We start from the raw sequence: 25,876 nt of genomic DNA on the forward strand, positions 1-25,876 counted from the left end.
AGGTAGAAGTCTGTGAAACAGAACTCCCTGAAAGGATGGTTCAAGAGCGGCGCCCCCGGCGTCTGGATCAGCGGTGGCGCGGTGTCCATCGCGGTCATCATGACCATTGGCCTGCTGGCGGTGATCGCTGTGCGCGGCCTGGGTCACTTCTGGCCGGCGGATCTGATCCATGCCAACTACAACGTGCCCGGCATGCCCGCGCACTTGGTGGTGGGCGAAGTGGTGCAGAAAGAAGAAGTACCGCGCGAACGCCTGAAAAGCGCCGGCCTGCCGGTGCCGGACGAAGGCCCTGAGTTCATGACCCGCGAGCTGGTCAAGGTGGGTAACCGGGACCTGAACGGCACCGACTTCACCTGGATCGTCGGCGACTGGCTGACCAACCAGACCACGCCGCCGGAGCTGATGGCCATCGAGCGTCGTGAGTGGGGCAATTTCTACGGCTACCTGGTCAACGTCAAGGAAGACGGCAAGGTCATTGCCGAAGGCGAGGCCGCCTGGCCGCAGCTGCAGGCTCGCGTACAACGCGTCAACCAGCTGGCAGGCGAACTCAAGACCTTGGAAAAAGTTGATATCGGCGCCATCAACGCCGGCCTGGAGCGCATCCGCCTGCACGGGCGCAAACTGGAGCTGGATGGCAAGCTCGACGCCACCGCCCAGGCAGACCTGGAAGGCGAGCGCGCCGAACTCAACGCCCGTTACAAGGACATCGAAGCACGCCTGTCCGACCTGCATGCGCAGTTCAATCGCGACAGCCTGACGGCCCGCGATGCCAACGGCAAGGAAGTGGAAATCGGCATCGGCAAGGTGGTGCACGCCTACCAGCCGAACGCCATGGGCACGTTCACCAAGCTCGGTTTCTATTTCAGCAAGGTCTGGGAATTTCTCAGCGACGATCCTCGCGAAGCCAACACCGAGGGCGGGATCTTCCCGGCTATCTTCGGCACGGTGATGATGACCCTGATCATGGCGATGATCGTGACGCCATTCGGTGTGCTGGCCGCGGTGTACCTGCGTGAATACGCCCGCCAAGGGCCGATGACCCGCCTGATCCGTATCGCGGTGAACAACCTGGCAGGCGTACCGGCCATCGTCTACGGCGTGTTCGGCCTGGGCTTTTTCGTCTACGTGCTGGGTGGCTCGCTCGACCGCTTGTTCTTCCCCGAGGCCTTGCCGGCGCCAACCTTCGGCACCCCGGGGCTGCTCTGGGCTTCCCTGACTTTGGCGCTGCTGGCGGTGCCGGTGGTGATCGTCGCCACCGAGGAAGGCCTGGCGCGGATCCCGCGGACCGTGCGCGAGGGCTCTCTGGCTCTGGGCGCGACCAAGGCCGAGACCTTGTGGAAAATCGTCCTGCCCATGGCGAGCCCGGCCATGATGACCGGCATGATCCTCGCCGTGGCCCGTGCCGCCGGCGAAGTGGCGCCGCTGATGCTGGTGGGCGTGGTGAAACTGGCCCCGTCGCTGCCGCTGGACGGCAACTACCCGTACCTGCACCTTGACCAGAAAATCATGCACTTGGGCTTTCATATCTACGACGTCGGCTTCCAGAGCCCGAACGTCGAAGCGGCACGACCGCTGGTGTACGCCACGGCGCTGTTGCTGGTGCTGGTGATCGCCACGCTCAACCTGTCGGCGGTGTGGATCCGTAACCACCTGCGTGAGAAGTACAAGGCGTTGGATAGTTGATTTTCATGTGGGAGCGGGCTTGCTCGCGAAGACGGCGGCACATCCTGTAGAGATGCAAGCTGACACACCGCTTTCGCGAGCAAGCCCGCTCCCACAGATACACAGATTGGCATGGCCGCTTAGTGGTCAACCGAACCGAATTTGTTAGCACAGGGAGCCTCCCATGCAACACGAAGTACAAGCACGCGGCATCAACATGTCGGCCCTGGGTCGCGACAAGCAGAGCCTGGACCTGGCGCAGGAAACCGTCGCCATCGAAGTGCCGGGCCTGAGCCTGTTCTACGGCCAGAAGCAGGCGCTGTATGACGTCAGCCTGAACATCCCGAAACAACGCGTCACCGCGTTCATCGGTCCGTCGGGCTGCGGCAAGTCGACTTTGCTGCGCACCTTCAACCGCATGAACGACCTGGTGGACGGCTGCCGCGTGGAGGGTGAAATCAACCTCTACGGCAACAACATCTACCGCAAGGGCGAGGACGTGGCCGAGCTGCGTCGTCGCGTGGGCATGGTGTTCCAGAAGCCCAACCCATTCCCCAAGACCATCTATGAAAACGTGGTCTACGGCCTGCGCATCCAAGGCATCAACAAGAAGCGTATCCTCGACGAAGCGGTGGAGTGGGCCCTCAAGGGCGCGGCGCTGTGGGATGAGGTCAAGGATCGCCTGCATGAGTCGGCACTGGGCTTGTCCGGTGGTCAACAGCAGCGCCTGGTGATTGCCCGCACCATCGCGGTGGAGCCGGAAGTGTTGCTGCTCGACGAACCTTGCTCGGCCCTGGACCCGATCTCGACCTTGAAAGTCGAGGAATTGATCTACGAACTCAAGTCCAAGTTCACCATTGTCATCGTGACCCACAACATGCAGCAGGCGGCGCGGGTGTCCGACTACACCGCGTTCATGTACATGGGCAAACTGGTGGAATTCGGCGACACCGACACCTTGTTCACCAATCCGGCCAAGAAGCAGACCGAAGACTACATTACCGGTCGCTATGGCTAGCGGCAGCTGCGAGCCGCAAGCTTCAAGCGGCAAGTAAAGGCAGTTCAGCGTAACGACACAAATTAGCTTGCAGCTTGAAGCTTGCAGCTCACAGCTTTTGCGGAGCAAAACCATGATTTCGAAGGAAGGCCTTACCCACCACATTTCCGCACAGTTCAACGCCGAGCTGGAGGAGGTGCGCAGCCACCTGCTGGCCATGGGCGGCCTGGTGGAAAAACAGGTCAACGACGCGGTCACCGCGCTGATCGAGGCCGACTCCGGCCTGGCCCAGCAAGTGCGTGAGATCGACGACCAGATCAACCAGATGGAACGCAACATCGACGAGGAATGCCTGCGCATCCTGGCCCGTCGCCAGCCGGCCGCTTCCGACCTGCGGCTGATCATCAGCATCTCCAAGTCGGTGATCGACCTGGAGCGGATCGGCGACGAAGCCACCAAGATCGCCCGCCGCGCCATCCAGTTGTGCGAAGAAGGCGAAGCGCCGCGCGGTTACGTCGAGGTGCGCCACATCGGCGACCAGGTGCGCAATATGGTTCGCGATGCCCTGGACGCCTTTGCCCGCTTCGACGCCGATCTGGCATTGTCGGTGGCCCAGTACGACAAGATCATCGACCGCGAGTACAAGACCGCCCTGCGTGAGTTGGCGACCTACATGATGGAGGACCCGCGCTCGATCTCGCGGGTGCTGAGCATCATCTGGGTGCTGCGCTCTCTGGAGCGTATCGGCGATCATGCGCGCAACATCTCGGAACTTGTGATCTATCTGGTGCGCGGCACCGATGTCCGTCATTTGGGCCTCAAGCGCATGAAGGAAGAAGTTGAGGGCACCTTGTCCGAAACCGCTAATGTTCCGGGCGAAGCTGACGATAAGTAAGATTGCCAAGAAAAGCGCCCGGCCTTCTGGTCGGGCTTTTTTTTGGAATTTTTTTTTAATCGTCAGCAGCACCCCGCGAACGAAAAGTCCCGGCGTGACTGAAGGTTTTTGGCAATGTGCCATCAGTAAAAGCGGTATGCTTGCCGGGATTTTTTAGAGGTGTATCTGGATGAGTAAGGTCAGTGTGTTGGTCGTGGACGATGCTTCGTTCATTCGTGACCTGGTGAAGAAGTGCCTGCGCAACTACTTCCCGGGCATCCGCATCGAGGACGCGGTGAACGGCAAGAAAGCCCAGGCTGTGCTGGCTCGCGAGGCGTTCGACCTGGTGCTGTGCGATTGGGAAATGCCGGAGATGTCCGGCCTGGAACTGCTGACCTGGTGCCGCCAGCAGGATAACCTCAAGGGCATGCCGTTCGTGATGGTTACCAGCCGCGGCGACAAGGAAAACGTGGTCCAGGCGATCCAGGCCGGCGTTTCCGGCTACGTCAGCAAGCCGTTCACCAACGAACAGTTGCTGACCAAGGTCAAACAGGCCCTGCACAAAGTCGGCAAGCTCGACACCCTGATGAACAGCGCGCCAACCAAGATGAATTCGGCGTTCGGCAATGATTCCCTCAGCGCTCTTACAGGCGGCAAGGCTGCGCCGGTTGCTGCGGCGGCCCCTGCGGTGAATCCTTTCGCCAAGCCCGCTGCCGTTGCCGCCGCCCCGGCTGCTGCACCCGCCGCTGCACCGGCTCGGGGTCTGCTCAACAGCCCGCCCGTCAAAGCCCCGGCTGCCTCGGCCGCGCCGGCCGGCAACCGTGGCCAGGGCCAGTTGCGCCTGTCCAGCGGCACCCAGCCATGCGTGATCAAGGCCCTGAGCCTCAAGGAAGCGCTGCTGGTGGTCAAGCGCTCCGACACCCTGCCGCAAGTGCTCGAAGGCGCGGTGCTGGACATGGAGCAGGGTGACAACGCCGAGACCGCTCGTCTGAACGGTTACCTGCACGCCATCGTCGCCCACGAACAGACTCCCGACAGCGAATGGCTGCAACTGACCTTCCGCTTCGTCGACAAAGACCCGCAGAAACTTGACTACATCTCCCGCCTGATCGCCCGCGGCACCGCGCAGAAGCACTTCGTTCCGGGCGCCTGATCCGGCTGCTATCGCGAGCAAGTTCACTTCCACTCTCCCTGTGGGAGCGCGCTTGCTCGCGATGGGGCAATGAGATCCAACACCGATCGCTGATCCAATTTTGAAACATCCGTCGACTACGCTGGTCCATCCCAGCTGCTAGGCTGCTGTGCAGGCCTTCATTTCTCGACAGAACCTTTGCCCATGCTCGCGCACTTGCTGTTTGCCTGTGGTCTTGTCCTGGCCTCCACTTCGGCCGCGGCCATGACGATCTACAAATCCACCGATGCCAATGGCGTGGTGTCCTATAGCGACCGTCCCAGCCGAGGCGCCCAGGTGTTCGTGTTTCGCGACCGCATGGTGGAGCGCCTGGAGCGCCAGGTGTTTCTTGATATCCAGAAGCACAAAGGTGCGGACGCTGTATTCGTGCGCAACGACCTGTACGCGCCGGTGGAGATCGAGTTGAGTTTCGCCGGGCTCAAGAACGTGAGCGGGGCGCCGAGCCGGCCGATTCGCCGGGTGCTGCCGGCGCGCAGTAACCTGCGCCTGGCGTTGCTCACGGCCACCCGGCCAGGCAGGCCGCTGGTGTATACCCCGAGGTTCGAATACTCCCTGGGTGACCCTGCGGACGCGGCGCAGGCCTATCGTTACCCGTTACCCTGGCGAGGCGGGCCGTTCCGGTTGAGCCAGGGTGCCAACGGCCAATACAGTCACTACGGCCCGAAAAACCGCTACGCCATGGACATCGCCATGCCCGAAGGCACGCCGATCATCGCGGCGCGGGGCGGTGTAGTGATCAAGACGGAAAACCAGCAGACCGGTCGTGGCGATGATCCCTCGGGCAACTTCGTGCGGGTGCTGCACGATGACGGGACCATGGGCGTCTACCTGCATCTGCAAAAAGGTTCGGTGAATGTGCGGGAAGGGCAGCGTGTCGGGGTGGGCACGCCCTTGGCATTGTCGGGCAACACCGGCAACAGCTCCGGCCCGCACCTGCATTTCGTGGTGCAGCGCAATACCGGGCTGGGGCTGGTGTCGATTCCCTACCAGTTCAATCAACCGGTGGGGGAGCTGCCCAACTTTGCGCTGGGCAAGCAATAGCACGGGACTTATGTTCAGCCTCCAGGGCAGGTTGATGCTCAATCGAGCATCAATACCTTCGCCAGGATGATCTTGGGCCCTTTCATCTTCTTGATGATGATCCGCAGCCCTTCGACTTCCAGCACCTCTTCCTCTTCCGGCACCCGCTTGAGGGTTTCGTAGACCAGACCGGCCAATGTCTCGGCTTCGACGTGGTCCAGGTCGATCCCCAGCAGCCGTTCGACCTTGAACAACGGCGTGTCGCCGCGTACCAGCAGCTTGCCCGGCTGGTAGGCCAGGATGCCGCGTTCGGCCTTGCGGTGTTCGTCCTGAATGTCACCCACCAGCACTTCCAACACGTCTTCCATGGTCAGGTAGCCGATGATGTTGCCGTCGGCTTCCTCGACCACGGCGAAATGCGAGCCGCCCTTGCGGAACTGCTCGAGCAATTGCGACAGCGGCATGTGCCGCGACACCCGCTCCAGCGGCCGGGTCAGTTCAGCCAGGTTGAACGACTCGGGGATGTGGTCCAGGGCCGCCAGTTCCAGCAACAGGTCCTTGATGTGCAACAGACCGACGAACTCCTGTCGCTCGCTGTCATACACCGGATAGCGGCTGAACTTGTGGCGACGGAACATCGCCAGGATTTCCTTGAGCGGCGCATTGAACTCCAGTGTCACCAGGTCTTCCCGGGAGTTGGCCCAGTCCACCACTTCCAGCTCGCCCATTTCCACGGCCGAAGCCAGCACGCGCATGCCCTGGTCGCTCGGGTCCTGGCCACGGCTGGAGTGCAGGATCAGCTTCAGTTCTTCACGGCTGTAGTGATGCTCGTGGTGCGGGCCGGGTTCGCCCTGACCAGCGATGCGCAAGATGGCGTTGGCGCTGGCGTTGAGCAGGTAGATTGCCGGGTACATGGCCCAGTAGAACAGGTACAGCGGCACGGCGGTCCACAGCGACAGCAACTCAGGCTTGCGGATCGCCCAGGACTTGGGCGCCAGCTCGCCGACGACGATGTGCAGGTACGAAATGATGAAGAACGCGGTGAAGAACGACACGCCTTTTATCACTTCCGGCGACTGAACGCCGACCGCGCCCAGCAGTGGTTCGAGAATGTGTGCGAACGCCGGCTCACCGACCCAGCCCAGGCCCAGGGAGGCGAGGGTGATGCCCAGCTGGCACGCCGACAGGTAGGCGTCGAGCTGGCTGTGGACGGTGCGCAGGATATGCCCGCGCCAGCCGTTCTGCTCGGCAATGGCCTCGACCCGGGTCGAGCGCAGCTTGACCATGGCAAACTCGGCCGCAACGAAAAAACCGTTGAGCAGAACCAGGATCAGAGCAAAAAGAATCATGCCGAATTCGGCGAAGAGTGTTACGAGGGACAAGCCAGGGGAAGGGTCCATGATGGAGTTTTGCGGGTTCCGTATGTTCGTAGAAGTTAGGAATGAGTGCCTGAAAGGGCAGGCACAAGTCAGCCAATGTAGCGGCTGACTCGGCGGTTGCCTAGTGGCGAGTGCCGGTCGGTATCAATCGGCGCGGCTGGCGAGACGCCCGCGCACCACCTGCGCCGGGGCGAAATGGCAGGTGAACGTGCTGCCGTGGCCGGGCACGCTGCTGATTTCCATGCGTGCGCGATGACGTAACAACACGTGTTTAACGATGGCCAGTCCGAGCCCGGTTCCCCCAGTGTTGGAGTTGCGGCTGGAGTCGACGCGGTAGAAACGCTCGGTCAGGCGCGGCAGGTGCTTGCTGTCGATGCCGATGCCCGAATCGCGCACGCTCAGGTGTGCGCCTTGCTCATCGCCCCACCAGCGCACATGAATCCGGCCCTGTTCCGGGGTGTACTTGACGGCATTGAACACCAAGTTGGAAAACGCGCTGCGCAATTCCGCCTCGCTGCCCTTGAGTTGCACGCCCGGCTCGGCTTCCAGGGTGATGGTCTGCTGCTTGGGGCCGGACAGTTCCTGCGCGTCTTCGGCGATGGTTTGCAACAGCTCGTCGATGGGCACGGGCTGGTTGTCCGACGGGTAATCGGTGGCTTCGAGCTTGGCCAGCAGCAGCAAGTCGTTGAGCAGGGTCTGCATGCGCCCGCTTTGCTGGTGCATCTGTTGCAGGGCCCGGCTCCAGCGCGGGTTCACTTCCTCGACGTTGTCGAGCAGGGTTTCCAGATAGCCGCAGATCACCGTCAATGGCGTGCGCAATTCGTGGGATACGTTGGCGATGAAGTCCTTGCGCATCTGTTCCAGCTGATGGATGCGCGTCACGTCCCGCACCAGCATCAAGTGTTCGTTGTTGCCGTAGCGGGTGATGTACAGCTGGATACGCAGCCGATCATTGATAGGCGAAGGAATTTCCAGGGGCTCGGCGTAATTATCCTGCTCGAAGTATTCCTTGAAGCGCGGATGACGCACCAGGTTGGTCACCGGCTGGCCGCTGTCCTGGGGCGTCTTGAGGCCCAACAGGGTTTCGGCGGCGCGGTTCCACCATTCCAGGTTGCCGTCGCTGTCGAGCATGATCACCGCGTCTTTCAGCGCGGCGGTGGATTCCTGGACCCGATCGATCACCGCTTGCAGGCGCCCGCGCACACGCTGGTCGCGCCGTTGCAGGTGATAGATGCTGTCGAACACCTCGCCCCACAGGCCGTAGCCGTCGGGCGGGGCTTCGTCGGGTTGGTGCAAGCGCAGCCATTCATGCAGGCGCAGCAATTGCTTGAGCGTCCATGCCAGGTAAACCCCCAGCCCTGCGGCCAGGCTCCAGCCGTAATAGCCGCTGATCAGGCCGATCAGCAAACAGCCGGTCACCAGCAGCAACATGTGGCGAATCAGGGTGCCATGCCAGTTTTGATTCACGGAGCATCCTTAGAAGCAGATGTAAGCTGCAAGCTGCAAGTTTGAAGCGGATCGGCGGTGACTTGCCGCTTGTAGCTTGGAACTTGCAGCTGTCTTTAAGCCTTCGTCGAAAAACGATAACCGGTGCCGCGCACGGTTTGTACCAGATTCTCGTAGGCATCGCCGAGGGCCTTGCGCAGACGCCGGATATGCACGTCCACGGTGCGTTCTTCGACGTAGACGTTGCCGCCCCAGACCTGGTCCAGCAGTTGCCCGCGCGTGTAGGCGCGCTCCTGGTGGGTCATGAAAAATTGCAGCAGACGGTATTCGGTGGGGCCCATCTCGGCGGGCTTGCCGTCGATGGTCACGCGGTGGCTGATCGGGTCCAACAGGAGGCCACCGACTTCGATTGGCGCTTCGCCATCGGTCGGCCCCGCACGCCGCAGCACGGCCTTCAGGCGCGCCACCAGCTCGCGTGGAGAGAACGGCTTGGTGATGTAGTCGTCGGCGCCGACTTCCAGGCCCTGGATCTTGTTGTCCTCTTCGCCCTTGGCGGTGAGCATGATGATGGGGATATCGCCGGTCAGCTCGTCGCGCTTGAGGCGCCGCGCCAGCTCGATGCCAGACGTGCCGGGCAACATCCAGTCCAGCAGGATCAGGTCGGGCTTGCGGTCGACGATGATGGCATGGGCCTGTTGAGAGTTCTCTGCTTCCATGCAGTCATAGCCGGCCATCTCCAACGCAACGGCGATCATCTCGCGGATGGGCGCCTCGTCGTCGACGATCAGAATGCTCCTGCCAACCATGGGGTAATCCTCTTGTCATTTAACTGTCTTGCGCCGCATTAGATAACGGAATTATTGCAGTCGTGTGACAGTTATTTCCTGAGCCTGCATCGACGGGGATCCTGGGCTACGCTTTTAGTCCGAACCCTGACAACCACAAGAGAAGGTTTCCATGACTTACTTCACTCAATCCATCAAGGCCCTGGCAGTCACGGTTGCGCTGGCGCTGCCGATGTCGGCATTCGCGGCTGATCCGGCGATGGAAAAAAACGGCATGCTGACGGATCACCAAGGCATGACGCTGTATACGTTCGCCAAGGACGCGGGCGCCAAGTCGATGTGCAACGACAAATGCGCGGCCAATTGGCCACCGCTGATGGCCGCAGAGGGCGCCAAGTCCATGGGCGAATGGACCGTGATCACCCGCGACGACGGCAAGAAGCAATGGGCCTACAACGGAAAACCGCTGTACACCTTCGTCATGGATAAAAAAGCCGGAGACATGACCGGTGACGGCAAAATGGACGGCGCCTGGAAAATCGCCAAGCCTGACTGACCCGAGCCGGTCCAGGAAATGCTCCTGTGGCGAGGGAGCTTGCTCCCGCTGGGCTGCGAAGCAGTCCCGGCTTTTGGCGGTCGCTGCGCAACCGAGCGGGAGCAAGCTCCCTCGCCACGGGTTCAATGTGTGCCGAACTAATGTGGCTTAGCGCAACGCGTAATCCAGCACAATGCCGACGAAAATTGCCAACCCGGCCCAATGGTTGTGCAGGAACGCCTTGAAGCAGCGCATCCGATCCCTGTCACGGGTGTACCAGGACTCCCAGGCAAAACATGCGGCGGCGGCGACGAGACCGAGGTGGAACCAGCCACCCAGCTGGAATTTCGAGCCGGCCAATAGCAGGCACCCCAAGGCCAGGCCTTGCAGCGTCAGGATGATTACCCGGTCGGCATCGCCAAACAGGATCGCCGTGGATTTCACGCCGATCCGCAAGTCATCGTCGCGGTCGGTCATCGCGTAATAAGTGTCGTAGCCAACCGTCCACAGCAGATTGGCGATGTACAGCAACCAGGCGGCCGCTGGCAGGTGACCGGTTTCGGCCGCGAACGCCATCGGCATGCCCCAGGAGAACGCCGCGCCCAGCACGACTTGTGGGTAATAGGTATAGCGCTTCATGAACGGATAGCTGAGCGCCAGGGCCAGCCCGCCGAGGGAGAGCAGGATGGTGGGTCCGTTGGTGCACAGCACGAGCAGGAAACTCACGCCCATCAACACCGCGAAGAACACCAGCGCCTCTTTTGAACTGATCTTGCCGCTCACCAGCGGGCGTTGTTCGGTGCGTTTGACATGACCGTCCACCTTGCGGTCGGCCCAGTCATTGATCACGCAACCACCGGCGCGGGTCAGCACCACGCCCAGGACAAAAATCACGATATTGGCGAGGGACGGCGAACCTTCACCGGCGATCCACAACGCCCATAGGGTCGGCCACAACAGCAGGTAGATGCCGATGGGCTTGTCCATGCGGGTCAATTGCACGAAGTCCCAGGCCCGCGGATTCAGGCGATTCAAGGATTTGAGCAGGTGCATGTACATCAGCAATTCTCCGAATAGGCGCGGGCGACGGTCCATAGGCGCGGCAGGAAGATTTCCGCCACCAGCACGCTCAATGCACCGCGATCGAAACGCGAACGGCGGCCCCACAGCCCACTGGTGCTTACCTCTGCGGGCAACCAGGGCTCGGGGTAATGGCACACTTCAATGGCCCGGCGCTGGAACGCCTGGTCGCAAAACAGCAATTCCCCCAGGGAGCGGCTGCCCAATTCGTCCATGTGCAACCCGTCGCCCTGCAACGCGCTGCGCGCCGCCACACTGCGGGCGAACACCCAGGGCTGGCCGTGGCCGCGCAGAAACACCTCGCGCACCCAGCCTTCGCTGCCTTCGGCCAAGTCGAGTGCGGCACATTCATCGGCCCGCAGTGGCTGCCAGCCTTCGAACAGTGGCGTCACGCTGAAGTGATCGTCCGACAGCCGTGTCAGCCGCCGGGTCAGCGAACCCGCATCGAACAGCCAATCGAGTACACAGGCATCGGGACAGGGCTCCAGCAGGTGCCGGGGCAGCCATTGGAGTGTAGGAAAGATCGAATTTGTATGCGGCACAGAGGTCTTGAATGGCAGCAAATGAGGCCGGGAGCTTACCATGCCGGTCGGCCATTTGACTGGCCCGGCCTGCCGTCGCGTCGATCATGCTTGCATCTGGCGCAATCGATCAGTACAAAACGCCCTGAGCCGGAAGGGCGACCGCATCGACCCAACCAATACCGGCAAACGCCTGACACCCGAGGAAGTACTGAATGAAGAAGTGGCAATGTATCGTCTGCGGCCTGATCTACAACGAAGCCGATGGTTGGCCGGATGATGGCATCGCCCCCGGCACCCGCTGGGAAGACGTGCCGGCAGACTGGCTCTGCCCGGACTGCGGCGTGGGCAAAATGGATTTCGAAATGATCGAAATCAACTGATCATTCTTCATGGAGAGCAACATGAGCGCACCTGTCGTCATCGTCGGCACCGGCCTTGCCGGTTACAACCTGGCCCGGGAGTTTCGCAAGCTCGACAGCGAAACCCCGTTGCTGCTGATTACCGCCGATGACGGCCGCTCGTACTCCAAGCCGATGCTCTCCACGGGGTTTGGCAAGAGCAAGGACGCCGATGGCCTGAGCATGGCCGAGCCTGGCGCCATGGCCGAGCAATTGAAGGCCGAAGTGCGCACCCACACCCGCATCAGCGGCATCGACCCAGGTCACAAGCGGTTGTGGATCGGCGAGGAAGCGGTGAGCTACCGCGATCTGATCCTGGCCTGGGGCGCCGAAACCGTGCGCGTACCGGTGCAGGGTGACGCTTCGGAGCTGATCTTCCCGATCAACGACTTGGAAGACTACGCACGCTTCAGGGCTGCGGCCGCCGGTAAGCGTCGTGTGCTGCTGCTGGGCGCAGGGTTGATTGGCTGCGAATTCGCTAACGACCTGATTCTTGGCGGCTATGAGGTGCAATTAGTGGCGCCTTGCGAGCAAGTCATGCCGACGCTGTTGCACCCGGCTGCAGCCGCCGCGGTACAGGCCGGGCTGGAGAGCCTCGGCGCGCGCTTCCACTTGGGACCGGTGCTCAACCGTTTGCAGCGGGTGGCCGACGGGCTGGAAGCCCACTTGTCCGACGGCCAGGTGATCGCCTGCGACCTGGTGGTCTCGGCCATCGGCCTGCGCCCGCGCATTGACCTCGCGGCTGCCGCCGGCCTGGTGGTCAATCGCGGCGTGGTGGTCGACCGCCACCTGAAAACGTCCCATGCCAACATTTACGCCTTGGGCGATTGCGCCGAGGTCGATGGCTTGAACCTCTTGTACGTGATGCCGCTGATGAGTTGCGCCCGTGCCCTGGCCCAAACCCTGGCCGGCAACCCGACAGCCGTCAGTTATGGCGCCATGCCCATCACGGTGAAGACCCCGGTGTGTCCGCTGGTGGTTTCGCCACCGCCACGGGGCCGTGAAGGCGCATGGAGCGTCGAAGGGCAGGGCGCTGACATCAAGGCCCTGTGTCGCGACGCCGACGGCAACCTGCTGGGCTACGCCCTGACGGGGGCGGCGGTGATGGAGAAGCTGGCGCTGAATAAGGAACTTCCGGCGCTGCTGGCGTAAATAACGGTCGTTCTGTCGCAAAAACCCTACTTTTGGTCCCACAAAGGTCGTTCGGACACTGGCGCCGCCTGCGGCCCCGTGCCATCCTCACTTCCGTCTGCCGCAGAGTAGAGCCTGCGGCGCCTTAGGGGCTGTTCCAAAGAGAACGGCACGGACATAACAACAAAAAAACCGTCAAAGGGGCTTCATTCATGCGTAAACCAGAACTCGCCGCCGCCATCGCGGAAAAGGCAGACCTCACCAAAGAGCAAGCCAACCGCGTGCTCAACGCCGTCCTCGAAGAAATCACCGGCGCCCTGCACCGCAAGGACAGCGTTACCCTGGTAGGCTTCGGCACCTTCCTGCAACGCCACCGCGGCGCCCGCACCGGCAAGAACCCACAAACCGGTGAGCCGGTGAAAATCAAGGCAAGCAACACGGTTGCTTTCAAGCCAGGCAAGTTTCTGAAGGACAGCGTTAACCCGTAATCCGGGGGCGCTTAAAAAAGGGCACACCGATGGAGTCGGGTGCCCTTTTTTCATGACTTTTTTCGACACCTGTAGAGACCGCTATCGCGAGCAAGCTTGCGATAGGGTCCGTTCACGCGCCGGAAGCCTTCGATGCTGCCAACGCCTCCAAGGCTGCCTTGCGCCCATCGGTCGGCAGCTTGCCGAGTGTTTCCACTGCCGAATAGAACGCCGCCCAATCCCCATTCGCCTGCTTGAACAACGCCGCAAAGGCGGGCACCCATTGGTCGTACAGCCCGAACGGTAATAAACGCGCGTTGTTCAGCGGTGCATAGACCCAGGCGTCGTAGCGTTTGTCGCCTGCCCATTGGCTGTCGCGCAGCTGCTTGTAGTCGGTGCGCAGGCGTTCGAATGCCTGTGCCTTGCGCTGGCGCATCTTTTCGGCCGGCAGGGGTTGGGCATAGAGCGTTTCCAGGCGCTGGCGAGTGTCGAGGACCAGTTGGATGAACTGATCGCGCTGTTGCGCCTGCTTGCTGCTGTCCGGCGCCAGCCCACGATGGACGCGCCATTGGCGGGTGCCTTCCTGTTCAACGAAGGTGGCGAAGGATTCGTTGAATTGCGTGTCGTCCTTTACATAAAAGCGCTGGTGCGCCAGTTCATGAAAAATCAACGTCGCCAAGCGTTCGTCGCCCCAATGCAGCATCGAACTCAGGATCGGGTCGTTGAACCAGCCCAGCGTCGAATAAGCCTCCACACCAGCAATCGACACGTCCATGCCCTGCAGATGCTGTAGCGCGGCCTCGCCCCGGGCCGCACCCTGGCTGTAGTAACCGCGATAGGCCACGCAACCGGCGATGGGGAAGCAATGGGTTTGCGGCGCCAGGGAAAATTCCGGCGTGGCGAAGACGTTCCAGACTACAAATGGCCGGCCGATGTCCGCGTACAGGCGATAACTTTGGTTGTCCGGCAGGTGCAGGTGTGCGCTGGCAAACGCCCGGGCCTGGCGTGCCTGGGCCAGTTGCGCCCGCAACTGGGGCGCGCGAGCGGGGTCGGCAATCACTTGATCGATAGGCTCGCGGGCCTGCAACAAGCGCAGTTGCCCACCGAGGAGCTGGCCGTAATAACCGACGCTGGTGCAACCGTTCAGTAACAAAAGCAGGAGGCCTGGAAACAAAATCCGGAAAACACGGTCGAGTAACCGATGGTTTGAACGCGGCCTGATCAATTGGAATCACCCTGGGAAAGTCTGCATGCAAGACTATCTCGCCTGCCTGGAGCTTCGCTATGCGCGTGTTGATGCTGACGAGTGGCTTGTTGTTGCTGACCGGTTGCGCCGGCTTGCCGGACCCTGATCCCTCCCAGGCGTGGATCGACCTGGGAAATCATCAGGACACCGCGTTGCAGGCGCTGGAAGTCGATGACAAGACCTCAGTCGACCGGCGTTATTTCGAAGTGCAACCCGGCAGCCATGAGCTGACGGTGCGTTATCAATTTGCCGTCGAGCCCGGCAATATCGGCCCGAATGCCGAGCCGCTGTGGCGTGATTGTCGTTTGAACGTGAAATTCAAGGACTTCAATGCCGGCCAGCGTTACCAGTTGCAGGCCGGCAGCATCGGTTTCCGGCCATGGGCCAAGCTTTACGATCAACAACGAAAAATGGTCGGCCAAGGCACTCCGGCAGGCTGCCAGCAAAGCTGATCGGCGCTATGCTCAGGGCCTGATTGCCAAGGAAACCGACCATGCGTGTTCACCTGCTGTTGCTGGCCTTCTTCGCCATGGGCGGTTGTGCAACCAGCCCACTGCCCCCGGCCGATCCCAACCTGGCCTGGGTCGATTTCGCGATGCCTGCGCCGGGTGGCAAGGTGTTGATGGCGGAAAAACTCGATGGCCAACGGCTGCGCGATGGTCGCTACTTCCTGGTCTCACCGGGCAGTCATGAGCTGGAGGTGCGCTTCGACTTCGAGGTTTACGGCGGCGGTGGGTTGGGTGTGATGAGCGAACCACAAGAGCGGTTGTGTTACCTGACCATTCGATATGATCACTTCGAGGCCGGCCAACGCTATCGCCTGGAGGCCCGCAGCCTGGCGTTCACCCCAAGCGCCCGGCTCTACGACGCCAAGCGAGAAATCGTCGCCGAAGATCGACAAGCCCGTTGCCTGCCGTAGGGCTGCCTAGCGGTCATTCTTCTGATAGATGATTTTCTTCGTGCCGTTTTCGCACGTGCCAACCACCATGTTCTGGTCGTGAACTTCGTCATTGGTGACGATTTCCAGCGTGTAGGACGACACGTTGTTTGCCTGGATCTTCGCTTCGATTTCCTCTTTCAGTTCTTCGCAGGACTTTGGCGCAGCGAGGGCCGATGAGGCGAAGGCGCAGCCGATGACCGCCAGGGCAAATCGTTTCATGCTCGAAATTCCTCATTGCAGCGCGCACTGCCTGTGCGCTGAAACCGCAGGCGTGCATTCGATCACACTTGTGCCGGGGTAAACAGTTCGCCCGCCCGCAAAAAGATCGCAGCCTGCAGAGGCTGCGACCCTTTCAGTGCGTCAGCTCACCAGCGTCGCTTCCAAGGTGATGCTGGCGTTCAGTACCTTGGACACCGGGCACCCCTCCTTGGCTTTTTTGCTCAGTTCGTCGAATTGCGCCTGGCTGGCGCCAGGGATCTTCGCCTTGAGAATGAGCTTCACAGCGGTAATCGCAAAACCGCCGTCGACCTGGTCCAGGGTCACTTCGGCGTTGGTGTCGATACTGTCGGCCTTGAGCCCGGCCTCGCCCAGGATCATCGAAAAGGCCATGGAAAAGCAGCCCGCATGGGCCGCGCCGATCAGTTCTTCGGGATTGGTGCCCTTGCCGCCTTCGAAACGGGCCTTGAAGCCGTAGGGCGCTTCGCGCAATACCCCGGTTTCCGTGGAGATGGAGCCGATACCGGTTTTCAGGTCACCTGACCAATGAGCCGATGCTTTCTTGATGATCGCCATGTCTGCCTCCTAAAGATCCGGCGCGAGGGTCGCGCCTGGGTGTTTTCAGCTGTCAGGGATGTGAGGATAGACCGTCCGGAAAAGTTCATCTGGTCGATTAGCCGACGAATTTAGTAGGAAAATTCTTCGCAGCTATTGAAACTCGGGTATATGCCCACATTGCATGGAACACACCTTTAGAAACGGCAGGCTTTTGTCCACAGAAAAGCCCGGAACGCCGTTGGAGATCCTGGCCCATGAAACAGCTGTCCGAAGTGAAGTTCTCAACCCTCGACTTGGTGCCCGTTCGTGCCGACGGTAACGCCGGCCAGTCCTTGCGCAACTCCCTGGACCTGGCCCAACACGTGGAAAAATTCGGCTACACCCGCTTCTGGGTGGCCGAACACCACAACATGGATGGCATCGCCAGCTCCGCCACGGCGGTGTTGCTGGGCTATCTGGCGGGGGGCACTTCGACCATTCGTGTTGGCTCCGGCGGGGTGATGTTGCCCAACCATGCGCCGCTGGTCATCGCCGAGCAGTTCGGCACGCTGGAGAGCCTGTTTCCGGGCCGAATCGACTTGGGCCTGGGGCGAGCGCCCGGTTCCGACCAGATGACGGCCCGGGCGCTGCGTCGCGAGCGCTCCGGCAGTGCCGACGATTTTCCCGAAGACGTGGCCGAGCTGATGCGCTACCTCGGCCCACGCACCCCGGATCAACGGATCATCGCCATGCCCGGCACCGGTACCAACGTCCCGGTCTGGCTGCTGGGTTCGAGCCTGTTCAGTGCACAATTGGCCGGTGAGCGTGGTTTGCCCTACGCCTTCGCCTCGCATTTCGCACCGCGCTACATGCACGAGGCGATTCGCATCTACCGCAATCATTTCAAGCCCTCGGCGGTGCTCGATAAGCCTTATGTGATGCTCGGCGTACCGCTGGTGGCGGCGGACACCGACGAGCAGGCGGACTACCTGGCGACATCGGTCTATCAACGGATCCTCGCGCTGATGCGCGGCCAGAGCCTGGTGCAACGCCCGCCGGTCGAAACCATGAACGGCCTCTGGCTGCCCCATGAGAAGGAAGCGGTTGGCGATTTCCTCGGCCTGGCCATGGTGGGAGGCCCGCAGAAGATTCGCGCCAAGCTGCAGGTGCTGATCGAGCAAACCCAGGCCGATGAGCTGATTTTCACCAGCGACCTGTATGAGCATGCCGACCGCGTGCGCTCCTATGAACTGCTGGCGCAGGTCATGAAAGGCTGAATGACACCCATAAAAAAGCCGACGCACTGCGTCGGCTTTGACGTTCGAAGAGAATCACTTTTTATAGACGATTTCTTTCGCGCCGCCCTCACAAGTACCTACGACTTTTCCGTCAGCCGCTGCGCCCTTATCGACGATTTCCAGCGAATAACCTGACACACCCTTGGCATCCAGCTTCGCTGCGATTTCGCTTTTCAGTTCTTCGCAGGGCTTGCCAGCCGCAAATGCACCACCGGCAAGGCTCAGCAAACCCAGGGCCACCATCAACTTTTTCATCGCTCGCACTCCTTGGTCGGATCAAATAGGGCAGGTAGGAAACGCCGTGATGCGTACACCATAGCGCATCGCCATTCCTATGGCACTCCGCCAGCGTGCAAGTTCACTGCGCTTAGCTATTGGCGATGCGGAACCCGACCTTGATGGTGACCTGAAAGTGTGCGGCCCGGCCATTTTCGATGTGGCCGCGGGTTTCCGTGACTTCGAACCATTCCAGGTGCTTGAGGCTTTTGCTGGCCTCGGCCAAAGCATTGTTGATGGCATCTTCAATACTGGTGGGAGACGAGCCGACCAGTTCGACTTTTTTGTACGTGTGATGATCACTCATGACGTTCTCCTTTTAGGTTGTCATAACAGCCTAGCAGCGATTTTTCGCCTTACGTGTGTCGCCGTTTACGCCTTGAAAGTTCAGATTTACTGCACTTTAGGAAACGGCTGGAGTCCCAATTCACACACGTACTCAACCACTGCAGGAGAGAGCCACCATGGCCAGCACTTCGTTACGCAAAGCCTCGTTGCAAAGCATGGAAGCGGAGATCGAAAGTCTGCTCAAGTCGTTGGAAAGCCTGAAGGACGACGCATCGGACGAGTCGCGCAAGACCCTCAAGTCGCTCAAGGCGAACGCTGAAAGTGCCTTGAAACATTCTCGTCATCTGCTCAGCGACGCCTATGAGGAAGTCAAGGTTAAAACCCGCGAAACCGGTCTCGCCACCCGCGATTACGCGCAGGAGCACCCTTGGACTGCGGCTGGCGTGGCGGTAGGGGCACTGGGCTTGCTGGCCGCTTACTTGCTGTGCAAGCGCGGTGATTGAGCGGGTTGGCCCAGCTCATGCCTGAGCCATTGGGCCAACTGCCGGGCGCGCCCATCCGCGGCGCGCTTGGGTAACCACAACGCCAATCGTGCCGGGGTTTCACCAAAGCCCCACGGCGCGACCAGGCGACCGGCGCTGACGTCCTCGGCCACCAGTGGTTCGGGGGCGATCGCCACACCCAATCCCGCTACGGCGGCTTCCAGCAAATAATACAAATGCTCGAATCCTTGCCCGAACTTCATTGCTTGAGGTTCCAGGGCGTTTTGCCGTGCCCAGGTCGGCCAGGCCTGGGGGCGAGAAGTGGTGTGCAACAAAGGCTCGTCCAGGAGCGCGCTGGCCGGTGCGGTTTGCAAACGGTGGAAGCCAGCATAGTGCGGGCTCATCACCGGGCCGATTCGCTCGCTCGCCAGCTCGTAGACCTGCATGTCGGCCGGCCAGGGCGGCTCGGCGAATACCAACAAGGCATCCAGCCCTGGCCGCCTGGGGTCCAGGTCGCCTTCGCCAGCGGACAGGTGCAAGCGTAAATCCGGCAGATCGGCGTTGAGCCTGCCCAGGCGGGGGATGAACCAGCGCGCCAGCAGGCTTCCCGAGCAGCCCAGCACGAATGGCGCATCCACCGTGCTCTGGGTCAGTTCCGCGCAAACAGTGCGTAACCGCTCGAACGCATCGGTGCTGGCGTCGCGCAGACGCATGCCCGCATCTGTGAGTTTCAGGCCGCGGCCGTCCTTGATGAACAGGCTGACGGCCAAGTGTTCTTCCAACGCTTTCAATTGTCGGCTGACCGCGCCATGGGTGACGTGTAGCTGTTCGGCCGCCTGGCTTACGCTATTCAGGCGGGCGGTGGCCTCAAAGGCGCGCAGGGCATTGAGCGGGGGCAGGTCGTGGCTCATGGTATCTGTGAGTTTTCCTGACAGGTTGTGGCGATCTTATCGGTTTTCACCAGGGGATGTCAGGGGTAGAGTGGCCCTCATTGTCTTTCTTCGCATTCGCCTGGAGCCCCCGATGACCCAGCCTACGACCCCATTCAATCTGCGCAGTGGTCCCGATGCCAATGGCCTGTTCGGTGCCTTCGGCGGCCGCTATGTGGCCGAAACCTTGATGCCGCTGATCCTCGACCTGGCCCGCGAATACGAAGTGGCGAAGCAGGATCCTGCCTTCATCGAGGAACTGGCCTACTTCCAGCGTGACTACGTCGGTCGCCCGAGCCCCCTCTACTATGCCGAACGCCTGACCGAATACTGCGGCGGCGCCAAGATCTATCTCAAGCGCGAAGAGCTGAACCACACCGGCGCCCACAAGATCAACAACTGCATCGGCCAGATCCTGCTGGCCCGGCGCATGGGCAAGAAACGCATCATCGCCGAGACCGGCGCCGGCATGCACGGCGTGGCCACCGCCACCGTGGCCGCACGTTTCGGCCTGGATTGCGTGATCTACATGGGCACCACCGACATCGAGCGCCAGCAGGCCAACGTGTTCCGCATGAAGTTGCTCGGCGCTGAGGTGATCCCGGTCGTCGCCGGCACCGGCACCCTGAAAGACGCCATGAACGAAGCCCTGCGTGACTGGGTGACCAACGTCGACAGCACCTTCTACCTGATCGGCACCGTGGCGGGCCCGCATCCTTACCCGGCCATGGTGCGCGACTTCCAAGCTGTGATCGGCAAGGAAACCCGCGACCAACTGCAAGCCCAGGAAGGGCGCCTGCCCGACAGCCTGGTGGCGTGCATCGGCGGTGGTTCCAACGCCATGGGCCTGTTCCACCCGTTCCTGGACGACAAGAGCGTCGAGATCATCGGCGTCGAAGCCGCCGGCTACGGCATCGAGACCGGCAAGCACGCGGCGAGCCTGAACGGCGGCGTCCCGGGTGTACTGCACGGCAACCGCACGTTCCTGCTGCAGGATGACGACGGCCAGATCATCGACGCTCATTCGATTTCCGCAGGCCTCGACTACCCGGGGATCGGCCCCGAACACGCCTGGTTGCACGACATTGGTCGCGTCCAGTACACCTCGGTCACCGACGCCGAAGCCCTGGAAGCCTTCCATAAATGCTGTCGCCTGGAGGGGATCATTCCTGCATTGGAAAGTGCCCATGCCCTGGCGGAAGTATTCAAGCGTGCTCCCAACCTGCCCAAAGACCACCTGATGGTGGTCAACCTGTCCGGCCGTGGCGACAAAGACATGCAAACCGTGATGCACCACATGGAACAGTCCCAGCAGGAGAAACACTGATGAGCCGCCTGCAAACCCGTTTTGCCGAACTCAAGGAACAGAACCGCGCCGCCTTGGTGACCTTCGTCACGGCCGGTGATCCGAACTACGACACCTCGCTGGCGATTCTCAAAGGCCTCCCGGCGGCCGGTGCCGACGTGATCGAATTGGGCATGCCGTTCACCGACCCGATGGCCGACGGCCCGGCGATCCAGTTGGCCAACATCCGTGCCCTGGGAAGCCAGCAGAACCTGGCGAAAACCCTGCAGATGGTTCGCGAGTTCCGCAAAGACAACACCCAGACGCCGCTGGTGCTGATGGGGTACTTCAACCCGATCCACCGCTATGGCGTGCAGCGTTTCATTGGCGAGGCGCTGGACTCCGGCGTTGATGGCCTGATCGTCGTGGACATGCCGCCTGAGCACAACAGCGAGCTGTGCGAACCGGCCCAGGCTGCTGGCCTTGATTTCATCCGCCTGACCACGCCCACGACTGATGACGTGCGGCTGCCCACCGTGCTCAATGGCAGTTCCGGCTTTGTGTATTACGTGTCGGTGGCCGGGGTCACCGGTGCCGGCGCCGCGCCGCTGGAGCACGTTGAAGAGGCTGTGGCGCGCTTGCGTCGCCACACCGATCTGCCGATCAGCATCGGCTTCGGCATCCGCACGCCGGAGCAGGCTGCTGCGATTGCCCGGTTGGCCGACGGCGTGGTGGTCGGCTCGGCGCTGATCGACCACATCGCCAGCGCCGATACCCCGGAACAGGCCATTGATGGGGTGTTGAGCTTGTGCGCCGCCCTCGCCGATGGGGTGCGCAAGGCGCGGGTCAGCTGATTCGCGGTTTCAATCGGACAATGAAAAGGGCTTCAGGACCAGGTTCTGAAGCCCTTTTTCTTTGGCCGCGATCCAATGAGTGTCCACAGATAATGTAACGCTGCCTCTACGCTTGATGATTGACCGCCAGGTCGGGGAATATTACTTAATGCCGCCCGATATCTAGCGGCCTAAATATATTCGCGGATCTATATTGTTACGGTGTCCAAGAAATTAGCTGGTTAAAATAGTGCTGGTGCTTGGAAAGCATTGTTGGATATATGAGGCGTTTTCAAGTGCATTTTTAGTTTGGCATCTAATCGATGTGTTTAAGTATATGTAACTTGCATTTAAGAAATAATTTATGAGTTGACTGGGCTTGGAAAAAATGAGAGTATCCGCCAAAAATAGGAGGACGATTTATGGCGCTACATAAAGCTATGGATATAGCGAATTGGTTTATAGCGAAGTGTGCAGAGTCGGGGGATCTCGTCACTCATTTGAAAGTTCAAAAGCTTCTTTACTATGCGGAAGCATGGACTCAAACGCTGACGGGTAAGGAGCTGTTTTCCGAGCAAATACAAGCTTGGGCTCATGGGCCGGTAGTTCCTGAAGTATTTCATGCACTTAAACAATATGGTTGGAATCCACTCCCGGCCCCAGAAGATCAAAAAATACCAGTCGTTTCCTCTGAGATTGAAGATATCTTGATTCAGGTGTTTGAGGCCTACTCCGATCTTCCTGCCAAAACACTTGAGGATATGACTCATAACGACGCGCCGTGGATTAAAGCCAGAGGTAACTTAAGCGCTGAGGAACGTTGCGAAACCGTTATGCCCAAAACCGAAATCCTTGATTTTTTCAGAACAAAGTATGCGGCAGAAATATAATGGCCAAGGTTCCGAAGAATAAAGTAAATGAGGAAGCAAGAGCGATCGAAAGGGGAGCAGCGGCTACGACAGAGCTGGAGAAAAAAATCTTTGACCTCCCCGCATTCAAGAAAGATGGAGCACGTGAAGGTTCGCTAAATAAAAAACCCTATGTGGTATTAAAGTATTTCCAGAAGGATTGGGAGTGCTTTTCTGCGTGGACAAAAGAGGAGCTTGGCCAGTTTTCAAATTTTTTGACGACCCTAGGTAATCACACGTGGGACAGCGTGTATAAAACTGGAGGTAAAGGCGAAAACAAAGCGGGTTTAGGTTATACCCCGTATAAGGTTGAAGAAATGAATGCTGGCGGCTCCCATGTGAGAAAAGTCCTAGCCAATCTTTCCCCTGAAATTAATTTAATTGAGTTGCGTGTCAGCCAAAAAATGCGTGTGCATGGTTTTCAATCACATTCCGCATTTTTCATGATTTTGCTGGACAGAGAACATAAAGTATTTCCTCAGTAGTTTCGCTAGAAATATTATTTTTCGGCGTATAAGTAAAGATTTTGGGCGGCAAGTTGCTGTTGGCCGGGTTACCGAGGAGTGGCTTAGCGCGTCAGACATCAAGGCGACTATCACGCCGGAGCGTCAAACACCAGCGAGCCCTTGATCGTCGCCCAATGCGCAGCCTCGGCCTCGCCGAGTTTTTCCGCTTTCACGTAGCTCAGGGCAAGCATCTTGCGAGTGCCGGGCAGGACCAGGGCCAGCTGGAATTGGAAGACCTTTTCGTTGCCCTTGTTGAACTGGCTGCGCAGCTCGATGGCTTCGACTTCCTGGTTGGCCCCCACGCGCACGGTGGCGCCGGGTTGGCAACGCAATTGCTGGACCTGCTTTTCCAGGCGCTTGAGCTGGTCGTCGAGGTTGCTTTGCAACGTCTCGCCTTCAGCCAGCAAGCTGCGGCTGACGATAAGTGAAGTGCCCAGTTCGGGGAACTTGAGGATGTTGATCGTCGCGTCCAGCAATTCGCTTTCCGGCAGTTGGAACTGAAACTCATTGAGGCGGTAAGTCATGGCGCATAAATCTCGAGGTTAGCCCTTGGGCGACGGGAACGCGGCTTTGATGTTGGCATCGATGCTGCCCTTGACGCCTTGGCCGTCTGGCGTGGCGCCGGGGCCGCCGCCGTTGTTCAAGTGCAGCACGCCGCCGGTGTTGAACTCGGCATCGCCGCTGGCGTAGAAGCTGATTTGCACGCCGCTCAGGTTGATCTGGCCGCTGGCGTTGAGCTCCAGGATGCTTTCGCCGCACACCAGGCGCAGGTTCTCGCCCACTTCAATGACGTAGCTCTGGCTGATGCTGTCGGTCTTGCGCTGGCCCACCGAGAGAATATCTTCCTGCTTGACGATACGCAGGCGGTTGTTGCCGATGGTCACCGTCTCGTTGTGGCCGATGCTCTTGTTGCGGTCGTGGCCCACCGAATGGCTTTCATCCACCTCGACCACGATGTCCTGGTTGCGCTCGGCATGGATGTACAGCTGCTCAGCGCCTTTCTTGTCTTCCATGCGGATTTCGTTGAAGTTCGCCGGCGTACCGCCCTTGCTCGAACGGCTTTTCATGCCGCTTTGAGTCGCGTTGGCGGGCAGGTCATAGGGCACGGTCTGTTCGGCGTTGTAGACGCGGCCAGTGATGATCGGCCGGTCCGGGTCGCCTTCAAGGAAGCTGACGATGACTTCCTGGCCGATACGCGGAATCTGCATCGAACCCCAGTTTTTCCCGGCCCAGGATTGCGACACACGAATCCAGCATGAGCTGTTCTCATTGGACTGGTCATGGCGGTCCCAATAGAAATGCACCTTCACCCGGCCGAATTGATCGGTCCAGATTTCCTCGCCCTTCGGTCCGACCACCAAGGCAGTTTGCGGCCCTTTGACGATGGGGCGATGGGTGATGGGCATTGGTCGGTAGCTTTGCTGGGCGGCGATGCAGGTCAGGCTGCTTTCGAACTGTGCCGAAGGCGCGCCGCCGCTGGTTTCGCCGCTTTCCTGGGAAATGTAATAGCGGGCGCCGACGATCAGGTATTCACGGTTCTGGTCCTGACGGCTGAAGCCGGTGAGGCTGAACAGATGCCCCGAACCCAGGCCGCGGGCGTTGCCGGCCAGCTCGACCTGTTCGTGCTGGGTCTGCAAGGCTTCGATGCGGGTGCGGGCGTAGTGTTCGCCATCCTGGCTCTGCACGTAGGTGCCGGGATAGTCGTACAGCGGGTAGTCGCCAGCAGTGTGTGGACGAGGCATCGCCGCGCGGACATCGATACGTGCGCTGGGTCGCTGGAAATCGTAGTCGTTGAGCTCCAAGGACCCTGGCTGGACTTCCTGGGCCAGGTGCCAATCGTGGATGTGGTCACGCTCGCGCTGCTGCTCGTTCTTCGGGTAGTAGGGCACCGAGCCGTAGCCGGGCGCCGTGGTGTGCGCGCCGTAAGCATCGGCCAGCACCAGCACATGACGACCTTGCTCATGGCGGAAGAAGTAATAAATGCCTTCCTGCTCCATCAACCGACTGACGAAATCAAAGCTCGTCTCGCGGTACTGCACGCAGTATTCCCACTCGCGATAAGGGTGGCTCAGGGCGTCTTCGAAATCGGAGAAACCCAGGTCGCGGAACACTTGCTTGATGATCTGTGGGATGGTCAGGTTCTGGAAAATCCGGCAGTCGGAGGTGCGGGTCAGCAACCAGAACCAGGGGCGCAACGTCGCCTGGTAACTGGCGAACTGGCCCTGGTCAACGTTCTGGCTGCAGCGGGCGACGATGCCATGGAAGTAACGCTCGCCACCGCCGTCCAGTTGCAGGCTCACGCACATGGGCTTGCCAAGCAATTGGTTGAGATCGATGGCGTTGTCCAGCGAATGCAACTGCAACTCATAGTTGAACAGCCGCCCCAGCTCTTCACCGCCGCCCATGTCCTTGAGCAACAGCACCTCGGGTCCCAGCGGGCTGGTGATCTTGGCCAGGCGTGAGGCTTGATTGAATAACATCGGTTGTCCTTAATGGCTGCCGCAGTCCATTCGACGCTGCGCAAGATTGCAGTCTTTCGACTTGGAAGATCAAGAGACCGCACCCCTCCAATACTCATGCACAAGCGTGCGATGGCCAGAGTGGTGACGCGGATCGCATAATGTAGTTTGTTACTGGAAGGA

30 protein-coding genes are annotated in these 25,876 nt (G+C 60.3%); 17 read left to right on the forward strand and 13 right to left on the reverse strand.

Annotated elements, in window-relative coordinates; genetic code table 11:
- The first annotated feature begins 12 nt into the window (after positions 1 to 12).
- The 5 genes from pstA to PFLQ2_RS26860 all read left to right on the forward strand — a co-directional run bounded on the left by pstA (position 13) and on the right by PFLQ2_RS26860 (position 5,766).
- On the forward strand, positions 13 to 1,683 hold the full coding sequence (pstA, locus tag PFLQ2_RS26880; RefSeq protein WP_003177188.1) for a phosphate ABC transporter permease PstA: 1,671 nt from the start codon (positions 13 to 15) through the stop codon (positions 1,681 to 1,683).
- A 163-nt stretch (positions 1,684 to 1,846) separates the two neighbouring features.
- A complete protein-coding gene (gene pstB / locus PFLQ2_RS26875; protein WP_003177189.1) occupies positions 1,847 to 2,680 on the forward strand; it encodes a phosphate ABC transporter ATP-binding protein PstB in 834 nt (277 codons plus the stop codon).
- Positions 2,681 to 2,792: 112 nt separating this feature from the next.
- Positions 2,793 to 3,554, forward strand: a complete 762-nt coding sequence (phoU, locus tag PFLQ2_RS26870) for a phosphate signaling complex protein PhoU (protein ID WP_003177190.1) — start codon at positions 2,793 to 2,795, stop codon at positions 3,552 to 3,554.
- A 169-nt stretch (positions 3,555 to 3,723) separates the two neighbouring features.
- Positions 3,724 to 4,686 (forward strand): response regulator, encoded by a 963-nt coding sequence (locus tag PFLQ2_RS26865; RefSeq protein ID WP_003177191.1) that lies wholly within the window; start codon positions 3,724 to 3,726, stop codon positions 4,684 to 4,686.
- A 183-nt stretch (positions 4,687 to 4,869) separates the two neighbouring features.
- Complete coding sequence (locus PFLQ2_RS26860; RefSeq protein ID WP_003177192.1) at positions 4,870 to 5,766, forward strand: peptidoglycan DD-metalloendopeptidase family protein; 897 nt, start codon at positions 4,870 to 4,872, stop codon at positions 5,764 to 5,766.
- 38 nt (positions 5,767 to 5,804) lie between these two features.
- Here PFLQ2_RS26860 and PFLQ2_RS26855 read toward each other — a convergent pair whose 3' ends face one another.
- The 3 genes from PFLQ2_RS26855 to phoB all read right to left on the reverse strand — a co-directional run bounded on the left by PFLQ2_RS26855 (position 5,805) and on the right by phoB (position 9,376).
- Complete coding sequence (locus PFLQ2_RS26855) at positions 5,805 to 7,145, reverse strand: hemolysin family protein (protein ID WP_003177193.1); 1,341 nt, start codon at positions 7,143 to 7,145, stop codon at positions 5,805 to 5,807.
- Positions 7,146 to 7,268: 123 nt separating this feature from the next.
- Positions 7,269 to 8,591 carry a phosphate regulon sensor histidine kinase PhoR gene (gene phoR / locus PFLQ2_RS26850; RefSeq protein WP_003177194.1) on the reverse strand — a complete coding sequence of 441 codons (1,323 nt, stop codon included), beginning with the start codon at positions 8,589 to 8,591 and terminating at the stop codon, positions 7,269 to 7,271.
- Positions 8,592 to 8,686: 95 nt separating this feature from the next.
- Entirely contained in the window at positions 8,687 to 9,376 is a 690-nt protein-coding gene (phoB, locus tag PFLQ2_RS26845) for a phosphate regulon transcriptional regulator PhoB (RefSeq protein WP_003177195.1), read from the reverse strand.
- A 151-nt stretch (positions 9,377 to 9,527) separates the two neighbouring features.
- Between phoB and PFLQ2_RS26840 the strand changes: the two genes are divergently transcribed.
- Positions 9,528 to 9,911 carry a COG4315 family predicted lipoprotein gene (locus PFLQ2_RS26840; RefSeq protein ID WP_003177196.1) on the forward strand — a complete coding sequence of 128 codons (384 nt, stop codon included), beginning with the start codon at positions 9,528 to 9,530 and terminating at the stop codon, positions 9,909 to 9,911.
- A 147-nt stretch (positions 9,912 to 10,058) separates the two neighbouring features.
- On the opposite strand, the gene ubiA is transcribed toward PFLQ2_RS26840, so the two are convergent.
- Together ubiA and PFLQ2_RS26830 are read right to left on the reverse strand one after the other, a co-directional pair.
- The gene (gene ubiA, locus PFLQ2_RS26835) at positions 10,059 to 10,949 is read right to left on the reverse strand and encodes a 4-hydroxybenzoate octaprenyltransferase (protein WP_003177197.1); all 891 of its coding nucleotides are present in this window, start codon (positions 10,947 to 10,949) and stop codon (positions 10,059 to 10,061) included.
- Positions 10,949 to 11,512, reverse strand: coding sequence for a chorismate--pyruvate lyase family protein (locus tag PFLQ2_RS26830; RefSeq protein ID WP_003177198.1), 564 nt, complete (start codon positions 11,510 to 11,512; stop codon positions 10,949 to 10,951). The genes ubiA and PFLQ2_RS26830 overlap by 1 nt, the downstream gene beginning before the upstream one ends.
- Before the next feature lie 194 nt (positions 11,513 to 11,706).
- On the opposite strand from PFLQ2_RS26830, the gene PFLQ2_RS26825 reads away from it, so the two are divergent.
- The 3 genes from PFLQ2_RS26825 (at position 11,707) to PFLQ2_RS26815 (ending at position 13,511) form a co-directional block, all read left to right on the forward strand.
- Entirely contained in the window at positions 11,707 to 11,874 is a 168-nt protein-coding gene (locus PFLQ2_RS26825) for a rubredoxin (protein ID WP_003177199.1), read from the forward strand.
- 21 nt (positions 11,875 to 11,895) lie between these two features.
- Entirely contained in the window at positions 11,896 to 13,044 is a 1,149-nt protein-coding gene (locus tag PFLQ2_RS26820) for an NAD(P)/FAD-dependent oxidoreductase (protein WP_003177200.1), read from the forward strand.
- A gap of 191 nt (positions 13,045 to 13,235) precedes the next feature.
- Entirely contained in the window at positions 13,236 to 13,511 is a 276-nt protein-coding gene (locus tag PFLQ2_RS26815; RefSeq protein WP_003177201.1) for an HU family DNA-binding protein, read from the forward strand.
- Between the two features lie 112 nt (positions 13,512 to 13,623).
- Here PFLQ2_RS26815 and PFLQ2_RS26810 read toward each other — a convergent pair whose 3' ends face one another.
- Entirely contained in the window at positions 13,624 to 14,715 is a 1,092-nt protein-coding gene (locus tag PFLQ2_RS26810; protein WP_003177202.1) for an aminopeptidase, read from the reverse strand.
- Between the two features lie 59 nt (positions 14,716 to 14,774).
- Between PFLQ2_RS26810 and PFLQ2_RS26805 the strand changes: the two genes are divergently transcribed.
- Together PFLQ2_RS26805 and PFLQ2_RS26800 are read left to right on the forward strand one after the other, a co-directional pair.
- Positions 14,775 to 15,188 (forward strand): hypothetical protein, encoded by a 414-nt coding sequence (locus PFLQ2_RS26805; protein ID WP_003177203.1) that lies wholly within the window; start codon positions 14,775 to 14,777, stop codon positions 15,186 to 15,188.
- Between the two features lie 41 nt (positions 15,189 to 15,229).
- Entirely contained in the window at positions 15,230 to 15,655 is a 426-nt protein-coding gene (locus PFLQ2_RS26800) for a hypothetical protein (protein WP_003177204.1), read from the forward strand.
- A 6-nt stretch (positions 15,656 to 15,661) separates the two neighbouring features.
- Here PFLQ2_RS26800 and PFLQ2_RS26795 read toward each other — a convergent pair whose 3' ends face one another.
- On the reverse strand, positions 15,662 to 15,895 hold the full coding sequence (locus tag PFLQ2_RS26795; protein WP_003177205.1) for a DUF1161 domain-containing protein: 234 nt from the start codon (positions 15,893 to 15,895) through the stop codon (positions 15,662 to 15,664).
- 141 nt (positions 15,896 to 16,036) lie between these two features.
- The gene (locus PFLQ2_RS26790) at positions 16,037 to 16,468 is read right to left on the reverse strand and encodes an OsmC family protein (RefSeq protein ID WP_003177206.1); all 432 of its coding nucleotides are present in this window, start codon (positions 16,466 to 16,468) and stop codon (positions 16,037 to 16,039) included.
- Between the two features lie 236 nt (positions 16,469 to 16,704).
- On the opposite strand from PFLQ2_RS26790, the gene PFLQ2_RS26785 reads away from it, so the two are divergent.
- A complete protein-coding gene (locus tag PFLQ2_RS26785; RefSeq protein ID WP_003177207.1) occupies positions 16,705 to 17,706 on the forward strand; it encodes an LLM class flavin-dependent oxidoreductase in 1,002 nt (333 codons plus the stop codon).
- 54 nt (positions 17,707 to 17,760) lie between these two features.
- On the opposite strand, the gene PFLQ2_RS26780 is transcribed toward PFLQ2_RS26785, so the two are convergent.
- On the reverse strand, positions 17,761 to 17,982 hold the full coding sequence (locus tag PFLQ2_RS26780; protein ID WP_003177208.1) for a DUF1161 domain-containing protein: 222 nt from the start codon (positions 17,980 to 17,982) through the stop codon (positions 17,761 to 17,763).
- 112 nt (positions 17,983 to 18,094) lie between these two features.
- Positions 18,095 to 18,310: a dodecin gene (locus PFLQ2_RS26775; protein WP_003177209.1), complete on the reverse strand. Its 216-nt coding sequence runs from the start codon at positions 18,308 to 18,310 to the stop codon at positions 18,095 to 18,097.
- A 157-nt stretch (positions 18,311 to 18,467) separates the two neighbouring features.
- On the opposite strand from PFLQ2_RS26775, the gene PFLQ2_RS26770 reads away from it, so the two are divergent.
- Positions 18,468 to 18,794: a DUF883 family protein gene (locus PFLQ2_RS26770; RefSeq protein ID WP_003177210.1), complete on the forward strand. Its 327-nt coding sequence runs from the start codon at positions 18,468 to 18,470 to the stop codon at positions 18,792 to 18,794.
- Here the strand turns inward: PFLQ2_RS26770 and PFLQ2_RS26765 are convergent.
- Positions 18,767 to 19,684: a LysR family transcriptional regulator gene (locus PFLQ2_RS26765; RefSeq protein ID WP_003177211.1), complete on the reverse strand. Its 918-nt coding sequence runs from the start codon at positions 19,682 to 19,684 to the stop codon at positions 18,767 to 18,769. The two genes, PFLQ2_RS26770 and PFLQ2_RS26765, sit on opposite strands and share 28 nt — an antisense overlap.
- A gap of 112 nt (positions 19,685 to 19,796) precedes the next feature.
- Between PFLQ2_RS26765 and trpB the strand changes: the two genes are divergently transcribed.
- From trpB to PFLQ2_RS27400, 4 genes are all read left to right on the forward strand, one after another.
- Entirely contained in the window at positions 19,797 to 21,029 is a 1,233-nt protein-coding gene (gene trpB, locus PFLQ2_RS26760; protein WP_003177212.1) for a tryptophan synthase subunit beta, read from the forward strand.
- Positions 21,029 to 21,841 (forward strand): tryptophan synthase subunit alpha, encoded by an 813-nt coding sequence (gene trpA / locus PFLQ2_RS26755; RefSeq protein ID WP_003177213.1) that lies wholly within the window; start codon positions 21,029 to 21,031, stop codon positions 21,839 to 21,841. Before trpB ends, trpA begins: the two co-directional genes overlap by 1 nt.
- 401 nt (positions 21,842 to 22,242) lie before the next feature.
- Positions 22,243 to 22,710 carry a Panacea domain-containing protein gene (locus PFLQ2_RS27395; RefSeq protein WP_033045868.1) on the forward strand — a complete coding sequence of 156 codons (468 nt, stop codon included), beginning with the start codon at positions 22,243 to 22,245 and terminating at the stop codon, positions 22,708 to 22,710.
- Positions 22,710 to 23,213, forward strand: coding sequence for a hypothetical protein (locus PFLQ2_RS27400; RefSeq protein ID WP_033045869.1), 504 nt, complete (start codon positions 22,710 to 22,712; stop codon positions 23,211 to 23,213). Before PFLQ2_RS27395 ends, PFLQ2_RS27400 begins: the two co-directional genes overlap by 1 nt.
- 110 nt (positions 23,214 to 23,323) lie before the next feature.
- Here PFLQ2_RS27400 and PFLQ2_RS26750 read toward each other — a convergent pair whose 3' ends face one another.
- Together PFLQ2_RS26750 and PFLQ2_RS26745 are read right to left on the reverse strand one after the other, a co-directional pair.
- Positions 23,324 to 23,758, reverse strand: a complete 435-nt coding sequence (locus PFLQ2_RS26750; RefSeq protein WP_003177214.1) for a DcrB-related protein — start codon at positions 23,756 to 23,758, stop codon at positions 23,324 to 23,326.
- 18 nt (positions 23,759 to 23,776) lie between these two features.
- The gene (locus PFLQ2_RS26745) at positions 23,777 to 25,714 is read right to left on the reverse strand and encodes a type VI secretion system Vgr family protein (RefSeq protein ID WP_003177215.1); all 1,938 of its coding nucleotides are present in this window, start codon (positions 25,712 to 25,714) and stop codon (positions 23,777 to 23,779) included.
- Positions 25,715 to 25,876 lie beyond the last annotated feature (162 nt).

This window comes from Pseudomonas fluorescens Q2-87, assembly GCF_000281895.1.
Taxonomy (GTDB): domain Bacteria; phylum Pseudomonadota; class Gammaproteobacteria; order Pseudomonadales; family Pseudomonadaceae; genus Aquipseudomonas; species Aquipseudomonas fluorescens_S.

Bases quoted from the DNA above. Each gene is read 5' to 3' on its own strand.
- phoB (WP_003177195.1), bottom strand. From the start codon at position 9,376: ATGGTTGGCAGGAGCATTCTGATCGTCGACGACGAGGCGCCCATCCGC.
- PFLQ2_RS26855 (WP_003177193.1), bottom strand. From the start codon at position 7,145: ATGGACCCTTCCCCTGGCTTGTCCCTCGTAACACTCTTCGCCGAATTC.
- PFLQ2_RS26815 (WP_003177201.1), top strand. From the start codon at position 13,236: ATGCGTAAACCAGAACTCGCCGCCGCCATCGCGGAAAAGGCAGACCTC.
- PFLQ2_RS26770 (WP_003177210.1), top strand. From the start codon at position 18,468: ATGGCCAGCACTTCGTTACGCAAAGCCTCGTTGCAAAGCATGGAAGCG.
- PFLQ2_RS26840 (WP_003177196.1), top strand. From the start codon at position 9,528: ATGACTTACTTCACTCAATCCATCAAGGCCCTGGCAGTCACGGTTGCG.
- trpB (WP_003177212.1), top strand. From the start codon at position 19,797: ATGACCCAGCCTACGACCCCATTCAATCTGCGCAGTGGTCCCGATGCC.
- PFLQ2_RS26825 (WP_003177199.1), top strand. From the start codon at position 11,707: ATGAAGAAGTGGCAATGTATCGTCTGCGGCCTGATCTACAACGAAGCC.
- PFLQ2_RS26750 (WP_003177214.1), bottom strand. From the start codon at position 23,758: ATGACTTACCGCCTCAATGAGTTTCAGTTCCAACTGCCGGAAAGCGAA.
- PFLQ2_RS26745 (WP_003177215.1), bottom strand. From the start codon at position 25,714: ATGTTATTCAATCAAGCCTCACGCCTGGCCAAGATCACCAGCCCGCTG.
- phoU (WP_003177190.1), top strand. From the start codon at position 2,793: ATGATTTCGAAGGAAGGCCTTACCCACCACATTTCCGCACAGTTCAAC.
- PFLQ2_RS27395 (WP_033045868.1), top strand. From the start codon at position 22,243: ATGGCGCTACATAAAGCTATGGATATAGCGAATTGGTTTATAGCGAAG.
- PFLQ2_RS26860 (WP_003177192.1), top strand. From the start codon at position 4,870: ATGCTCGCGCACTTGCTGTTTGCCTGTGGTCTTGTCCTGGCCTCCACT.
- PFLQ2_RS26800 (WP_003177204.1), top strand. From the start codon at position 15,230: ATGCGTGTTCACCTGCTGTTGCTGGCCTTCTTCGCCATGGGCGGTTGT.
- PFLQ2_RS26805 (WP_003177203.1), top strand. From the start codon at position 14,775: ATGCGCGTGTTGATGCTGACGAGTGGCTTGTTGTTGCTGACCGGTTGC.
- PFLQ2_RS26820 (WP_003177200.1), top strand. From the start codon at position 11,896: ATGAGCGCACCTGTCGTCATCGTCGGCACCGGCCTTGCCGGTTACAAC.
- PFLQ2_RS26765 (WP_003177211.1), bottom strand. From the start codon at position 19,684: ATGAGCCACGACCTGCCCCCGCTCAATGCCCTGCGCGCCTTTGAGGCC.
- PFLQ2_RS26865 (WP_003177191.1), top strand. From the start codon at position 3,724: ATGAGTAAGGTCAGTGTGTTGGTCGTGGACGATGCTTCGTTCATTCGT.
- PFLQ2_RS27400 (WP_033045869.1), top strand. From the start codon at position 22,710: ATGGCCAAGGTTCCGAAGAATAAAGTAAATGAGGAAGCAAGAGCGATC.
- pstB (WP_003177189.1), top strand. From the start codon at position 1,847: ATGCAACACGAAGTACAAGCACGCGGCATCAACATGTCGGCCCTGGGT.
- PFLQ2_RS26775 (WP_003177209.1), bottom strand. From the start codon at position 18,310: ATGAGTGATCATCACACGTACAAAAAAGTCGAACTGGTCGGCTCGTCT.
- PFLQ2_RS26780 (WP_003177208.1), bottom strand. From the start codon at position 17,982: ATGAAAAAGTTGATGGTGGCCCTGGGTTTGCTGAGCCTTGCCGGTGGT.
- trpA (WP_003177213.1), top strand. From the start codon at position 21,029: ATGAGCCGCCTGCAAACCCGTTTTGCCGAACTCAAGGAACAGAACCGC.
- PFLQ2_RS26795 (WP_003177205.1), bottom strand. From the start codon at position 15,895: ATGAAACGATTTGCCCTGGCGGTCATCGGCTGCGCCTTCGCCTCATCG.
- ubiA (WP_003177197.1), bottom strand. From the start codon at position 10,949: ATGTACATGCACCTGCTCAAATCCTTGAATCGCCTGAATCCGCGGGCC.
- PFLQ2_RS26785 (WP_003177207.1), top strand. From the start codon at position 16,705: ATGAAACAGCTGTCCGAAGTGAAGTTCTCAACCCTCGACTTGGTGCCC.
- PFLQ2_RS26790 (WP_003177206.1), bottom strand. From the start codon at position 16,468: ATGGCGATCATCAAGAAAGCATCGGCTCATTGGTCAGGTGACCTGAAA.